Source organism: Actinacidiphila glaucinigra (assembly GCF_035918135.1).
GTDB lineage: Bacteria > Actinomycetota > Actinomycetes > Streptomycetales > Streptomycetaceae > Actinacidiphila > Actinacidiphila glaucinigra.
In genome coordinates, this window is the sequence record NZ_CP109144.1 from 5,502,050 (window position 1) to 5,514,171 (window position 12,122).

9 protein-coding genes are annotated in these 12,122 nt (G+C 73.4%); 8 read left to right on the plus strand and 1 reads right to left on the minus strand.

Annotation, left to right across the window (positions count from 1 at the left end):
* Positions 1–115: 115 nt before the first annotated feature.
* From OIE69_RS24680 to OIE69_RS24695, 4 genes are all read left to right on the plus strand, one after another.
* Positions 116–1,261, plus strand: coding sequence for a uroporphyrinogen-III synthase (locus tag OIE69_RS24680; RefSeq protein ID WP_326575694.1), 1,146 nt, complete (start codon positions 116–118; stop codon positions 1,259–1,261).
* A gap of 740 nt (positions 1,262–2,001) precedes the next feature.
* On the plus strand, positions 2,002–4,275 hold the full coding sequence (locus tag OIE69_RS24685) for a UvrD-helicase domain-containing protein (protein ID WP_326575696.1): 2,274 nt from the start codon (positions 2,002–2,004) through the stop codon (positions 4,273–4,275).
* Positions 4,276–4,628: 353 nt separating this feature from the next.
* On the plus strand, positions 4,629–6,050 hold the full coding sequence (locus OIE69_RS24690) for an NAD-dependent malic enzyme (protein ID WP_326575698.1): 1,422 nt from the start codon (positions 4,629–4,631) through the stop codon (positions 6,048–6,050).
* 198 nt (positions 6,051–6,248) lie between these two features.
* A complete protein-coding gene (locus OIE69_RS24695) occupies positions 6,249–6,530 on the plus strand; it encodes an HU family DNA-binding protein (RefSeq protein ID WP_018564081.1) in 282 nt (93 codons plus the stop codon).
* An 84-nt stretch (positions 6,531–6,614) separates the two neighbouring features.
* Here the strand turns inward: OIE69_RS24695 and murA are convergent, their stop codons facing one another.
* Positions 6,615–7,949 (minus strand): UDP-N-acetylglucosamine 1-carboxyvinyltransferase, encoded by a 1,335-nt coding sequence (murA, locus tag OIE69_RS24700; protein WP_326575701.1) that lies wholly within the window; start codon positions 7,947–7,949, stop codon positions 6,615–6,617.
* A 253-nt stretch (positions 7,950–8,202) separates the two neighbouring features.
* On the opposite strand from murA, the gene OIE69_RS24705 reads away from it, so the two are divergent.
* The 4 genes from OIE69_RS24705 (at position 8,203) to OIE69_RS24720 (ending at position 12,024) form a co-directional block, all read left to right on the plus strand.
* Positions 8,203–8,781 carry a YqgE/AlgH family protein gene (locus tag OIE69_RS24705; protein ID WP_089225791.1) on the plus strand — a complete coding sequence of 193 codons (579 nt, stop codon included), beginning with the start codon at positions 8,203–8,205 and terminating at the stop codon, positions 8,779–8,781.
* 11 nt (positions 8,782–8,792) lie between these two features.
* Complete coding sequence (locus tag OIE69_RS24710; protein WP_319138078.1) at positions 8,793–9,080, plus strand: DUF3039 domain-containing protein; 288 nt, start codon at positions 8,793–8,795, stop codon at positions 9,078–9,080.
* A 67-nt stretch (positions 9,081–9,147) separates the two neighbouring features.
* Positions 9,148–10,311, plus strand: coding sequence for a hypothetical protein (locus tag OIE69_RS24715; RefSeq protein WP_326575708.1), 1,164 nt, complete (start codon positions 9,148–9,150; stop codon positions 10,309–10,311).
* An 81-nt stretch (positions 10,312–10,392) separates the two neighbouring features.
* Positions 10,393–12,024 (plus strand): beta-N-acetylhexosaminidase, encoded by a 1,632-nt coding sequence (locus tag OIE69_RS24720; RefSeq protein ID WP_326575710.1) that lies wholly within the window; start codon positions 10,393–10,395, stop codon positions 12,022–12,024.
* The last annotated feature ends 98 nt before the right edge of the window (positions 12,025–12,122 follow it).

The following is a 12,122-nucleotide window of genomic DNA, read 5'->3' on the forward strand; positions in this document are numbered from 1 at the left end:
CCCGGACCGTCACCGGGGCTTGGAACCATGCGCGGAACGGGGCGCACGACTCCGGGACCCGGGACGGTCCCCGGCCTCCGTTGCACGTGTACCTCCGGCGGAGCGAGGCAGAGCCATGCAAGTGCGACACCCAGACGTCCTCCCCCTGGCGGGCTTCACGGTCGGCGTCACCGCGGCCCGCCGCGCCGACGACCTCTGCGCCCTCCTCGAGCGGCGCGGCGCCGTCGTCATGCGGGCCCCCGCGCTGCGGATCGTCCCGCTGCCGGACGACACCGAACTGCTCGCGGCGACCGAGCGGCTGCTCGACCGCGGCCCCGACGTCGTGGTCGCCACCACGGCGATCGGTTTCCGCGGCTGGATCGAGGCCGCCGACGGCTGGGGCCTCGGCGAGGCCCTGCTGGAACGGCTGCGGCACGTCGAACTGCTCGCCCGCGGCCCCAAGGTGCGCGGCGCGATCCGCGCCGCCGGGCTCAGGGAGTCCTGGTCACCGGCGTCCGAGTCGATGGCGGAGGTCCTCGACCGCCTGCTGGACGAGGGTGTCGCCGGCCGCCGCGTCGTCGTCCAGCTGCACGGGGAGCCGCTGCCCGGCTTCTGCGAGGCACTGCACGTGGCGGGCGCGGAGGTCGTCGGCGTGCCCGTCTACCGCTGGATGCCGCCGGAGGACATCGGCCCGGTCGACCGGCTCATCGACGCTGCCCTCGTGCGCGGGCTGGACGCGGTCACGTTCACCAGCGCCCCCGCGGCGGCCTCCCTGCTGGACCGGGCCGAACGCCGGGGCCTGCGCGGCGAGCTCCTCGACGCCCTGCGCCACGACATCCTCCCGGCCTGCGTGGGCCCCGTCACGGCGCTTCCCCTGGAGGCCCACGACGTGCCCACCTCTCAGCCCGAGCGCTACCGCCTCGGACCCCTCGTCCAGCTGCTCGCCGCGGAACTCCCGGCGCGGGCGCGTCCCCTGCCCGTCGCCGGACGGCGCCTGGAGATCCGCGGCCACGCGGTCCTCGTCGACGGCGAGCTGCGCGCCGTCCCCCCGGCCGGGATGGGCCTGCTCCGCGCCCTCGCCAGGCGCCCCGGGTGGGTCGTCTCCCGGGCCGACCTGCTCCGGGTGCTGCCGGGGGCGGGGCGCGACGAGCACGCCGTCGAGACGGCGATGGCGCGGCTGCGGGCGGCGCTGGGGGCGCCGAAGCTCATCCAGACGGTGGTCAAGCGGGGCTACCGCCTCGCGCTGGACCCGGCTGCGGAGGGCAAGTACGCCTCCGCGTGACCCGGGTTCGTGGTTGCGGCCTGTTGTTCGTGTGCGGGTTGTTTGCGCCTGCGGCGGGCATCCCCCACCCTCCCGCCCTCCCCCGCCTTCGGCCGGGGGGACGCCCACAGCGCTCGCGGTTTGGCCCGACGTCATTCGGCGCCGGGCCCGCCGCTCGTCTCCCCCAGCCCCCGGCCAGGGGGAGCACCCCGCCACACCCCCTCCCGTCGTATGGGCGCATGACGGCCGGTGGGGGGTGGGCGAGGCGCTTGCGGCAACCCCGGACGGCTTTGTGACCCCCACCGGCCGTTGGTCGCGGAACCGGCGGAGGGGGCGGGGGAGTTGGGGGCACCCCCGGTCGAAGGCTGGGGGAGGGTGGGCGTTCTGGACGCCGACGTGTATGTGTCGTGCGGCATCCGGGGCCCGACCTGGACCGCCCGTCATGCACATAAATGTGCGGTCCAGAATGCCCAGCCCCGGAGGCCCCGCCCCACCACCCACCGCGCGAAGCCCGCACCAACCGTGCCGGATGGGGGTCCCCCCCCGGCCGAAGGCTGGGGGAGCGAGGGCGGGCGGGGGAGAAACCCCGACACAGAAACCACCACGCACCCGCACGGGGCGACGCGGGGTACCCCGGACGCTTCGGGGGGCACTCGCCGAGTGGGCGCGGAACGCCCTGTTGGCGTACGGTTGCAGGCTGCCCCGTTCGCCGGGGCGGCGCGCGCGGCGCGTGACGAACGGGAAGAAGAAGGGGGTCCTGCGTGGCAGCGGTCCGGGACACGGAGATCGCGGTCGAGCAGACGCATCTGGACCGGGTGTACGACCGGCTCGAGGAGAAGATCCACGAGGCCGAGTTCCTGATGGACGACGCGGTCAAACGCGGCCAGGTCGGGACGCCGGGCGCGCTCGCGGAGCGCGACGCACAGGTTTTCCGGGCGGGGCTGCACCTGAACCGGCTGAACTCGGAGTTCGAGGACTTCCTCTTCGGCCGGGTCGATCTGCTTCTGGGCGAGGACGGCAAGAAGGGCCCGGACGGTGCCTACACCTCCGTGGAGCCCGCCGAGGACGCGATCCGGCCCGACGGGACGGCGGCGATCGCCGAGACACTGCACATCGGCCGGCTCGGCGTGCTGGACGCGGACTACGCGCCGCTGGTGATCGACTGGCGGGCCCCCGCGGCGGCGCCGTTCTACCGGGCGACCCCGGTCGCGCCCGGCCGGGTCGTGCGGCGGCGTGTCATCCGCTCCAAGGGCCGCAAGGTGCTGGGCGTCGAGGACGACCTGCTGCGCCCGGAGCTGACGACGGGTCTGCCCGTGGTGGGGGACGGCGCGCTGATGGCCGCGCTGGGCCAGGCGCGCAGCCACACCATGCGGGACATCGTCTCCAGCATCCAGGCCGAGCAGGACGAGGTGATCCGGGCCCCCGCGGCGTCGGTCACCGAGGTGGCCGGCGGGCCCGGCACGGGGAAGACGGCCGTGGCCCTGCACCGGGCGGCGTACCTGCTGTACCAGGACCGGCGCCGGTACGCGGGCGGGATCCTGGTGGTCAGCCCGACGCCGCTGCTGGTCGCGTACACCGAGGGCGTGCTGCCCTCGCTGGGCGAGGAGGGCCAGGTCGCGATCCGCGCCGTGGGCTCGCTCGTGGACGGCGCCGAGGCGACCACGTACGACGATCCGGCGGTCGCCCGGATCAAGGGCTCGCTGCGGATGCTGAAGGTGCTGCGGAGGGCCGCCCGCGGGGTGCTGGAGTACGGGGCCGGTTCGGCGCGGTGCCCGGACCGGCTGCGGGTGGTGGCGTTCGGACGGCGGCTGGAACTGGAGGCCGAGGAGCTGTCGGGGATCCGGCACGACGTGCTGGGCGGGACGACGCCGGTGAACCTGCTGCGGCCCCGGGCCCGCCGTCTGCTGCTGGACGCCCTGTGGCGCAAGGCCGGGCGCCGTTTCGACGACCCGGCTCTGGCCGCGGAGGAGCGGCAGGGCTTCGACGAGGACATCTCCACCGAGCAGGAGTTCGTGGACTTCCTGGCCGCGTGGTGGCCCGTGCTGACCCCGCGCGGGGTGCTGGCGGCGCTCTCCGACGAGAAGCGGCTGGGGCGCTGGTCGCGGAGGGTCCTGTCACCGCCCGAGGTACGCCGGGTGGCGCGCTCGCTGCGCCGGCTGGACGTCGGGGGCAACGGCGCGCTGTCCGTGCACGACGTGGCGATGCTCGACGAGCTGGAGGCCCTGCTGGGCCCGCCGCCGAGGGTGCGCACCCGCGAGGCGGACCCGCTGGACCAGCTGACCGGGCTGGAGGAGGTCACCACCTTCGCCGACCGGATGGCGGGCGGTCGGCGCAGCCGGCAGGACCGGCTGGACGCGGAGCGCACCGAGTACGCGCACGTGATCGTCGACGAGGCGCAGGACCTCACCCCGATGCAGTGGCGCATGGTGGGCCGCCGCGGCCGTGCCGCGACCTGGACGGTGGTCGGCGACCCCGCGCAGAGCTCGTGGACCGACCCCGACGAGGCGGCCCTGGCCCGTGACGAGGCCCTGGGCACGCGTCCGCGCCGCCGCTTCACGCTCACGGTGAACTATCGCAACCCGGCCGAGATCGCCGACCTGGCGGCGAAGGTGCTGGCGCTGGCCATGCCGGGCAGCGAGGCGCCGCGCGCGGTGCGCTCCACGGGGCTGGTGCCGCGGTTCGTGGCGGCCGCCGACGGGAGTCCCGGCGAGGCGGTCCGCGCGGAGGCGGAGCGGCTGCTGGACGAGGTCGAGGGCACGGTGGGCGTGGTCGTGGCCATGGGCCGCCGGGAGGAGGCCAGGCGCTGGCTGGCGGGGCTGGGCGAGCGCGTGGTGGCGCTGGGCAGTCTGGAGGCCAAGGGTCTGGAGTACGACGCGACGCTGGTCGTGTCGCCCGCGGAGATCGCGGACGAGTCCCCGGCGGGGCTGCGGGTGCTGTACGTGGCGCTGACCCGGGCCACCCAGCGGCTGACGGTGCTCTCCGGCGCGCGCGACCTGCCGGACGGCGACGGCGTCCCGGACCTGCTGCGGGACTGACCCGCCCCATGACGACGGCGGGGCGCCCCTCTGTGAGGGGCGCCCCGCCGGACGTGTACGACACCGACCCGCCATGCTCGCCTCGCGGCAAGTGGGCGCTCGAAGCGCCTAAGGTTGGGCCCGGGGGCTTGGATCGAGCCGGTGCCTCACCCAGGCTAACAAACGATCCGCGATTGTCATTCCGTCTGTGTGCGCCGTTCCGGTGGCGGTCGGGGGAACATTAAGCACGCAAGCTTCCGTTGTCCCCCATCGCTACCCGACATTCTGTCGTAGGCCCCCGGGTTTACGCGTACCCACCAGTAGGTGGCAGCATCGAGGGCGCACAAAGCAGCGACAGCGGAGGAACAGCGGCCATGGCAACGGCGCCGAGCGTCTCGTACTCAATCACGGTGCGGCTGGAGGTGCCCGCGAGCGGATCCGCGGTCAGCCAGCTCACCACGGCCGTGGAGGCCTCCGGTGGCGCGGTCCACGGCCTCGACGTGACCGCTTCCGGCCACGAGAAGCTGCGAATCGACGTGACGATCGCGGCCACGTCCACCGCGCACGCGGACGAGATCGTCGCCAAGCTGGCGCAGATCGAGGGCGTCGCGATCGGCAAGGTCTCCGACCGCACGTTCCTGATGCACCTCGGCGGCAAGATCGAGATGGCGTCCAAGCACCCCATCCGCAACCGTGACGACCTCTCGATGGTCTACACCCCCGGTGTGGCCCGGGTCTGCATGGCGATCGCCAAGAACCCCGAGGACGCCCGCCGGCTGACCATCAAGCGCAACAGCGTCGCGGTGGTCACCGACGGCTCGGCCGTGCTGGGCCTCGGCAACATCGGGCCGAAGGCCGCGCTGCCGGTCATGGAGGGCAAGGCGGCGCTCTTCAAGCGCTTCGCGGGCATCGACGCCTGGCCGATCTGCCTGGACACCCAGGACACCGACGCGATCGTGGAGATCGTCAAGGCGATCGCCCCCGGCTTCGCCGGCATCAACCTGGAGGACATCTCGGCGCCCCGCTGCTTCGAGATCGAGGCCCGGCTGCGCGAGGCCCTGGACATCCCGGTCTTCCACGACGACCAGCACGGCACCGCCATCGTGGTGCTCGCGGCGCTGACCAACGCGCTGCGCGTGGTCGGCAAGCAGGTCGGCGACGTCCGGGTCGTCATGTCGGGCGCGGGCGCGGCCGGCACGGCCATCCTCAAGCTGCTGCTCGCGGCGGGCGTCAAGCACGCGGTCGTGGCCGACATCCACGGTGTCGTGCACAGCGGCCGGGAGGACCTGGTCGCGGCCGGTCCCGGGTCGGCACTGCGCTGGATCGCCGACAACACCAACCCGGAGGAGATCACCGGGACGCTGAAGGAGGCGGTGCGCGGCGCGGACGTCTTCATCGGCGTCTCCGCCCCCAACGTCCTGGACGGCGCGGACGTCGCGGCCATGGCCGACGGCGCCATCGTCTTCGCGCTGGCCAACCCCGACCCCGAGGTGGACCCGGCGGTCGCCCGGGAGACCGCCGCGGTGGTCGCCACGGGCCGCAGCGACTTCCCGAACCAGATCAACAACGTGCTGGTCTTCCCTGGTGTCTTCCGCGGTCTCCTGGACGCCCAGAGCCGGACGGTCAACACCGAGATGATGCTCGCGGCGGCGACCGCCCTCGCGGACGTCGTCACCGAGGACGAAATCAACCCGAACTACATCATCCCGAGCGTCTTCAACGACAAGGTCGCGGGCGCCGTCGCCGGCGCCGTCCGCGAGGCCGCGAAGGCACAGGGCCTCACCGCGACGTCATGACGACGGAGCGTCATCGGGCCGTACACGACCCGCTTTTTGTGTGACTCTCCCGGGTGCCGGATTGGCGTTTCCCCCAGAAATAGGGGCAGGATGCGTACCTGGGCGGTGAGGGCCGCACCGCAGAAGCGCGATGAGCGTCTTCACAATGCGTCTTCCCCGACGGTCGACGTTGGGGGTTTCCATGCAAGGAGTACTTAGATGAACCGCAGTGAGCTGGTGGCCGCGCTGTCCGAGCGCGCCGAGGTGACCCGCAAGGACGCCGACGCCGTTCTGGCCGCGTTCGCCGAGGTCGTCGGCGAGATCGTCGCCAAGGGCGACGAGAAGGTCACCATCCCCGGCTTCCTCACCTTCGAGCGCAGCCACCGTGCCGCGCGCACCGCGCGCAACCCGCAGACCGGTGACCCGATCCAGATCCCGGCCGGTTACAGCGTGAAGGTCTCCGCGGGCTCGAAGCTCAAGGAAGCCGCCAAGGGCAAGTAATTCCGCGACTACCGCGACATCTGAAAGGGCGGCCTCCCCCGCGGGGGAGGCCGCCCTTCCGTGTGCTCCGGGGCGGGCGCCGGGTCAGTCCGTGCCGGGCAGCTCGACCTTGGCGCCGAGCTTCTCCAGCTTCTGCATGAAGTTCTCGTAGCCGCGGTTGATCAGGTCGATCCCGTGCACCCGGGAGGTGCCCTGCGCCGCCAGGGCCGCGATGAGGTACGAGAAGCCGCCGCGCAGGTCGGGGATGACCAGGTCGGAGCCCTGCAGCTTGGTGGGGCCGCTGACGACCGCCGAGTGCAGGAAGTTGCGCTGGCCGAAGCGGCAGGGGGTGCCGCCCAGGCACTCGCGGTAGAGCTGGATGTGGGCGCCCATCTGGTTGAGCGCCGAGGTGAAGCCCAGCCGGGACTCGTAGACCGTCTCGTGGACGATGGACAGGCCCGAGGCCTGCGTGAGGGCCACGACCAGGGGCTGCTGCCAGTCGGTCTGGAAGCCGGGGTGGACGTCCGTCTCCAGGGCGATGGCGTTCAGCGGGCCGCCGGGGTGCCAGAAGCGGATGCCGTCCTCGTCGACCTCGAACGCGCCGCCCACCTTGCGGAAGACGTTGAGGAAGGTCATCATCTCGCGCTGGCTGGCGCCGCGGACGTAGATGTTGCCCTCGGTGGCCAGGGCCGCGCAGGCCCAGGAGGCGGACTCCAGGCGGTCCGGGAGGGCGCGGTGGTTGTAGCCGCCGAGCTTGTCCACGCCGGTGATGTGGATGGTGCGGTTGGTGCCCATCGTGATGATGGCACCCATCTTCTGCAGGACGCAGATGAGGTCCTCGATCTCCGGCTCGATCGCGGCGTTGCTCAGCTCGGTGACGCCCTCGGCCAGGACGGCCGTCAGCAGCACCTGCTCGGTCGCGCCGACCGACGGGTACGGGAGCTCGATCTTGCAGCCGCGCAGGCGCTGCGGGGCCTCGAGGTACTGGCCCTCGGGCCGCTTCTCGATCACCGCGCCGAACTTGCGCAGCACGTCGAAGTGGAAGTCGATCGGGCGGCCGCCGATGTCGCAGCCGCCCAGACCCGGGATGAAGGCGTGGCCGAGGCGGTGCAGCAGCGGGCCGCAGAACAGGATCGGGATCCGGGAGGAGCCCGCGTGCGCGTCGATGTCGGCGACGTTCGCGCTCTCCACCTTGGACGGGTCGAGCACCAGTTCCCCGGACTCGTCGCCGGCCTGCACCGTCACCCCGTGCAGCTGCAGAAGGCCCCGCACCACCCGCACGTCGCGGATGTCGGGCACGTTGCGCAGCCGGCTGGGTTCGCTGCCCAGCAGCGCGGCCACCATCGCCTTGGGCACGAGGTTCTTCGCGCCGCGGACGTGGATCTCCCCCTCGAGGGGGGTGCCACCGTGGACAAGCAGTACGTCGTTAAGGCCGGTCATTGCTCTCGCGATCCTGGAGACGGGCAGAAAGGAAGCTCGGTCCCCGCAGGCACCAAGAAGAAATGGTATTCGGCCTTCCGGCAACGGGAAGAGGCCTGTGAGGTCCCACTCATGTAATGGCTTCGCTACAGCACCCTGTGCGTTCGCGCGATTCCGGACGGTGGCCGGAAGGGCGGCCCGCGCACGGCCCCCGGCGCGGAAAAGGGCGCGGTTGCCACCCCGCGCGGCGGCGGAATGCGGGATTATGTTGACCATGACCGAAGTGTCATCGCTCACCGGCAGGCTGCTCGTCGCGACGCCCGCGCTCGCGGACCCGAACTTCGACCGGGCGGTGGTGCTCCTCCTCGACCACGACGAGGAGGGGTCGCTCGGCGTCGTCCTCAACCGTCCCACGCCCGTCGGGGTCGGCGACGTCCTGGAGCCCTGGGCCGGTCTGGCGGGCGCGCCGCAGGTCGTCTTCCAGGGCGGGCCCGTCTCCCTGGACTCCGCGCTGGGCCTGGCCGTGGTGCCCGGTGAGCCGCGGGACGGCGAGGACGCGGAGCCGCTCGGCTGGCGCCGGGTGTTCGGCGCGATCGGCCTGGTGGACCTGGAGGCGCCGCCGGAGCTGCTCGCGGCCGAGCTGGGCTCCCTGCGCATCTTCGCCGGGTACGCCGGATGGGGGCCCGGCCAACTGGAGGACGAGCTCGTCGAGGGTGCCTGGTACGTGGTGGAGTCCGAACCGGGGGACGTCTTCTCCCCGGACCCGGACCAGCTGTGGCGGTCCGTGCTGCGCAGGCAGCGCAGCGAACTCGCGATGGTCGCGACGTATCCGGACGATCCGTCTCTGAATTAGGCTTGCGTGCCATGAGCACTCTCGAGCCCGAGCGCGGGGCGGGCACCGGCACCCTCGTCGAGCCGACCCCGCAGGTGTCGCAAGGCGATGGCGACCACGAGCGCTTCGCGCACTACGTTCAGAAGGACAAGATCATGGAGAGCGCGCTCTCCGGATCACCGGTGGTCGCGCTGTGCGGCAAGGTCTGGGTGCCCGGACGGGACCCCAAGAAGTACCCGGTCTGCCCGATGTGCAAGGAGATCTTCGAATCCATGCCCACCGGTGGCGGGGACAAGGACAAGGACAAGAGCGGCAAGTAGCGGCCGCCGCGGCACCCGGCAGGTACGGCCGCGTCACCGCGGCCGTACCTCGCGCGTACGGGGGGACATGGCGCAGGACGACGCCGTCACGGCGGACCGGGTCTTCGGGCTGTGCGAGCGGGGGCGCTTCGCGATGGCGCACTCGCTCGTCGACGACGGCTTCGTCGCCCGCAACGGCAGCTTCGGCTACCTCGTACGGGCCAGGGTCTTCGCGTACGAGCGGCGGGCCGACCGGGCCCGGGAGGCCGTCGACTGGGCGCTGGCGCACGCGGAGCGCGGCGACCCCGATCCGCCGCTGCTGGCCGGGCTCGTCCTGCTGATGCTCGGCGACGCGCACGCCGCCCTCGGGCTCGGGCTGCGGGTCGCCGCCGCCGACCCCCGCGAATGGCGCGCCCAGGTGCTGGTCGCCGACGCCTGCCGGATGCTCTCCCGTGGCCCCGAGGCGGTCGCCGCCGCCCGGCGGGCGGTCCTGATCGCGCCCCGCGAGGCCGAGGCGCAGGTCGCGCTCGCACGGGCGCTGGACCTCTCGATCCGGCCGGCCGCCCGGGCCGAACGCCGCACCGTCGTGGCCCGGGCCCTGGAGCTCGGTGCCGCGCCCGCGGACGTGGCGGGGCGGCGCCGGTGGCCGCGGGTCGTGCCCGTGCTGCTGGTGGCCGCGCTGGTGCTGTCCGCCTCCCCGAAGGTGCTGGCCGGCGGGGTGGGCGTGCTGGCGGCGCTGGCGGGCGCGCTGTGGCTGCTGCAGGCCCGTCGTTCCGGCAGCACCGGCCGGGGGCGGCTGCAGACCGTACGCGCTCTGGCTCGCGCCGAGTTGAACGGGGACCCGGCCCGCGCCCGGGCCGCGGCCCTGACCGTGGCGGCCCACCTGGCCGTGCTGCCGATCGCCGCCACCGGCCTGGCGGCGGCCGCCGCCGCCGACGGCACCCCCTGGCCGCTTCCGGCCGTCCTGGGCGTCGCGGCGGGCGCCGTCGTGGTGCTGCTGGGCGCCGCCCGCGCGGTGCGCTGGTGGTACGGCGACGCCTTCCTCCGGCGCGACTTCCTGCCCAGCCGGCACGCCGTCCTCCAGTTGACCGCCGTCGTCGCCCTCATCGGCACCGTCGTGGCCCTCTCCGTGGCGCAGGCGACCTCCACGGCGCTGTGGTCCGCCGTGACCGTGAGCCACCTCCTGTGGTGCGTCGTCGGCGGGCTGATCCCCGTCCTCGCGCTGTACCGGGCCCGCCGGGCCGGCGGCTGAGGGCCCCACGTCCGGTTGGCACGGGGTGGAAATCGGCGATTGGTCTATTCCAGTTGATGCGGGCGCGGCAGGATGGGCGCCATGGACCTCATCCCGGCGCCCGTCGAGGCGCACCGGCACGCCGACGGCGGTCATGTGGACCTCGGCCCCGGCACCACCCTGGACGCCGGCCCCGGCACCGAAGGGACCGCGCGCTGGCTGCGCGCCACGGTCGGCGCCGCCACCGGGCTCCCGCTGCCCCCGCCGTCCGCGGGAACGCCCGGCACGATCACGCTCCGCATCGACCCGGACGTGACCGAGCGCCTCGGAGCGGAGGGCCACTGCCTGACGGTGTCCGCCGGGGACGGCGTCCGCATCGCCGGCGGGGGAGCGGCGGGGGTGTTCTGGGGCGCCCAGACCGTACGGCAGCTGCTCGGTGCCGACGCCTTCCGACGCGCGCCGCTGCCGGGACGCGACTGGCGCCTGCCGCACTGTTCCGTCGAGGACGCCCCGCGCTTCGGATGGCGCGGCGTACTGCTGGACGTGGCGCGGCACTTCATGCCCAAGGACGTGGTCCTGCGCTACGTCGACCTGCTGGCCGCGCACAAACTGAACGTGCTCCACCTGCACCTGACCGACGACCAGGGCTGGCGCGTCGAGATCCGCCGCTATCCGCGCCTGACCGAGGTCGGCGCCTGGCGCACCCGCACCAAGGTCGGGCTGCGGGAGTCCCCGCTGTGGGACGAGCGCCCGCACGGCGGTTACTACACCCAGGACGACCTCCGCGAGATCGTGGCGTACGCGGCCGAGCGGCACGTCACGGTCGTGCCCGAGATCGACGTCCCCGGCCACTCGCAGGCGGCCATCGCCGCCTACCCGGAACTGGGCAACGCGGACGTGGTGGACACCGGCGCCCTGCCGGTGCTCACCGGTTGGGGCATCAACCCGAACGTGCTGGCGCCCACCGAGGCCACCGTGCGCTTCTACGAGAACGTCCTCGCCGAGCTCCTGGAGGTCTTCCCCTCGGAGTTCGTCCACATCGGCGGCGACGAGTGCCCCAAGGACCAGTGGCGCGCCTCCGCCACCGTCCAGGCCCGCATCAAGGAGCTGGGGCTGCGCGACGAGGACGCGTTGCAGAGCTGGTTCGTCCGGCACTTCGACACCTGGCTGAGCGGCCGCGGCCGCCGGCTCATCGGCTGGGACGAGATCCTGGAGGGCGGACTGGCCGAGGGCGCCGCCGTCTCCTCCTGGCGCGGCTACGCGGGCGGCATCGCCGCGGCCCGCGCCGGGCACGACGTCGTGATGTGCCCGGAGAGCCAGGTCTACCTGGACTGGCGGCAGTCGGACGGCGAGGACGAGCCCGTGCCGATCGCGCACGTCCGCACCCTGGAGGACGTCTACCGATTCGAGCCCGTCCCGGACGACCTCACCGCGAAGGAGGCCGCCCACGTCATCGGCGCGCAGGCCAACATCTGGACGGAGACGATGGATTCGGTCCGCGCGGTGGACTACATGGCCTTCCCGCGGCTCGCCGCCTTCGCCGAGACGGTCTGGAGCCGGCTGCCCGCGCCCGCCGCCCGCGACCACGAGGGCTTCGCCGCCCGAATGTCCACCCACTACGGGCGACTTGACGCACTGGGGGTCGAATACCGGCCGCCGGGCGGTCCGCTGCCGTGGCAGCGGCGTCCGGGCGTCATCGGACGCCCGATCGAGGGGCCGCCCCCGATCGTGTGAGGCCAGCCACAACCCGGGGCCGGCCGGGACGGGAGGTGGCAGGGTGGTGGGGCCGATCACGGCAAGGCGCATGAAGGAGGCCATTCCCGTCGCAACCT

Excerpts from the sequence above, each read along its gene's own strand:
- OIE69_RS24680 (WP_326575694.1), top strand. The coding sequence starts at position 116 with ATGCAAGTGCGACACCCAGACGTCCTCCCCCTGGCGGGCTTCACGGTC.
- OIE69_RS24690 (WP_326575698.1), top strand. The coding sequence starts at position 4,629 with ATGGCAACGGCGCCGAGCGTCTCGTACTCAATCACGGTGCGGCTGGAG.
- OIE69_RS24695 (WP_018564081.1), top strand. The coding sequence starts at position 6,249 with ATGAACCGCAGTGAGCTGGTGGCCGCGCTGTCCGAGCGCGCCGAGGTG.
- murA (WP_326575701.1), bottom strand. The coding sequence starts at position 7,949 with ATGACCGGCCTTAACGACGTACTGCTTGTCCACGGTGGCACCCCCCTC.
- OIE69_RS24705 (WP_089225791.1), top strand. The coding sequence starts at position 8,203 with ATGACCGAAGTGTCATCGCTCACCGGCAGGCTGCTCGTCGCGACGCCC.
- OIE69_RS24710 (WP_319138078.1), top strand. The coding sequence starts at position 8,793 with ATGAGCACTCTCGAGCCCGAGCGCGGGGCGGGCACCGGCACCCTCGTC.
- OIE69_RS24715 (WP_326575708.1), top strand. The coding sequence starts at position 9,148 with ATGGCGCAGGACGACGCCGTCACGGCGGACCGGGTCTTCGGGCTGTGC.
- OIE69_RS24720 (WP_326575710.1), top strand. The coding sequence starts at position 10,393 with ATGGACCTCATCCCGGCGCCCGTCGAGGCGCACCGGCACGCCGACGGC.